This is a genomic window from Roseateles sp. P5_E11, assembly GCF_054049355.1.
On the sequence record NZ_JBFUMO010000811.1, the window covers coordinates 1 to 2017 of the forward strand.

Below are 2017 nucleotides of genomic sequence, written 5' to 3' on the forward strand. Positions count from 1 at the left end.
CCACCTAACTGAGTGAGCAGGCCGTGACGCAGACCAGCGCGTCAGGCGAGTTATGCCTTCCCTACAAGCCATGGAGCCATTTGCTTGACGAGCATCACCTTTGAATCTGCCAACCAGCCGGAGGTCATCGCCCTCATCGCCGAGTTGGACGCCTACCAGGACACCCTTTATCCGCCCGAAGCCCGGTATGCCTTGGACCTGGCTTCGCTGACCCAGCCGAACGTCGTCTTCGCCGTGGCCCGGGATACGGTGGGGCGGGCCGTGGGCTGCGGCGCAGTCGTGCTGACCCCGGAGTTCGGCGAGCTCAAGCGCATGTTCATCAGCCCGGCGGCACGTGGTCAGGGGCTGGCCCAGCGGCTGCTGTCCGAGCTGGAAGCCGAAGCGGCCGCTCGGGGTTGCAGGCTGGTGACGCTGGAGTCGGGGCCCTACCAGCTCGAAGCGCTGGCGCTGTATGCCCGATGCGGCTACGTCCACCGCGGGCCCTACGGCGGCTATGCCGACGATCCCTTGAGCGTCTTCATGGAGAAGCGCATCGACGTCAAAGCACCCGCGGCAGATCCCGCCTGACCGCGACGCGGTCGCCGAAGTCGAAATGCCACCACTCGGTGGCGATGCCGTGAAAGCCCGCCTCGCGCATCGCTGCGCGCAGCCAGCCACGCTCCACAAGGTGTTCGGGCGTCAGCGCGCCCAGGGCCAGGTGCTCGGCCTCGTGGTCGGGGTGGGAGGCCAGCGTCATCTCGTCGAAGCCGCTGCCCATGTCGACCTCGCGGCCTTGCGGGTCGAGCAGCGTCAGGTCCACGGCCATGCCAAAACTGTGGATGGAGCCGCGCTCGGGGCTGGCGAGATACATCGTCAACGGCGTGCCCTGCAGCTCGTCCCACAGGCGCTGCTGCACGCGCTGGGGGCGCAGGGCGTCCAGCACGAGCAGGCGGTAGCCGGGGCGGCGCTCATGCAGCCATGCGGCGGCCTGCTCCAGCGCGTCCGCGGCCTCGCGGCGCAGCCAGGCGCAGTCGATGCCGGCGTAAACGGAATGGCCGACGAAGTTGTCGGCCGTCGCGTAGCGCAGATCCACGGCGATGCCGTGCTGCAGCGAGGCGAGCGGGCGGAAGTCCGAATGCGAGGCAATGTCTTCGATGCGAATCACGGCAGTCGAGAAAGGTGTTCGTGCGCAGCGGCCGTGATGAACTTGACCAGGCGGCGCGAGGCCTGGCCCAGCGGCGCGCTGGCGGCGCTGAGCAGATAGAGCTGCACCGGCACGGTGGGTGACAGCGGCCGCACGCGGACCTTGCTGGCGTCGGCGCTGGCGGCGGTGAAGGGGTCCACCAGCGTCATGCCCACACCGGCCTCGACGAGGGCGCGTGCGAGCTGGTAGGTCTGCACGGTGATGCGGCTGGCCAGCGGCTGGCCCAGGGCCTCGCCGGCGTGGTGCAGCAGGCCGGCGAGCGGGTCGTCGCTCTGCAGGCCGACGATCTCGGTGCGGATGTCGGCCAGGCCCAGCGGCCCCTCGCCCTTGGCCTCGGGGCTGTTCAAGGGGCACAGGGCAACCATGGCGCCGCTGGCGATGACCTCGGCCTTGATGCCGGGATGGCGCGGGTCCTGCAGCGACAAGGCCAGGTCGGCCTCGCCCAGCAGCAGGGCCGACACGATCTCGCGCGTGTGATGGGTGGCCAGCGAGCAGCTCGCGTTCGGGTAGGCCTTGCACCAGGGCGTCATCGCGGCGGGCACGATGGCCATCGCGAGGGCTGGTGTGGCGACGAGGCGCACCTGCTCGCTCTCGCCGCTCTTCAGGTTGGCCGCCAGGCGGCGGATGCCGACGAGATCGCGGTTGAGCTTGTCGATCTCGACGAAGAGGCGCTGGGCCTCGGGCGTCGGATAGAGCTTGCCGCGTACGCGGTCGAACAGCGCCATGCCGAGCTGCAGCTCGCAATGCTGCAGCACCTTGGTCACGGCCGGCTGGGAAATGTGCAGCAGCTGGGCGGCGCCGCTGATGGTGCCGGCCTGCATGATGGCGTGGAAG

3 protein-coding genes are annotated in these 2017 nt (G+C 69.5%); 1 reads left to right on the forward strand and 2 read right to left on the reverse strand.

Going from position 1 to position 2017, the window contains the following annotated elements:
- Window positions 1-84: 84 nt before the first annotated feature.
- Complete coding sequence (locus ACXJKR_RS30910; RefSeq protein WP_457326101.1) at window positions 85-567, forward strand: GNAT family N-acetyltransferase; 483 nt, start codon at window positions 85-87, stop codon at window positions 565-567.
- Here the strand turns inward: ACXJKR_RS30910 and ACXJKR_RS30915 are convergent.
- Window positions 539-1144: a M15 family metallopeptidase gene (locus ACXJKR_RS30915; RefSeq protein WP_457326102.1), complete on the reverse strand. Its 606-nt coding sequence runs from the start codon at window positions 1142-1144 to the stop codon at window positions 539-541. The genes ACXJKR_RS30910 and ACXJKR_RS30915 overlap by 29 nt on opposite strands.
- The coding region (locus ACXJKR_RS30920; protein WP_457326103.1) for a LysR family transcriptional regulator at window positions 1141-2017 on the reverse strand (877 nt) is incomplete at its 5' end. The genes ACXJKR_RS30915 and ACXJKR_RS30920, both read right to left, overlap by 4 nt.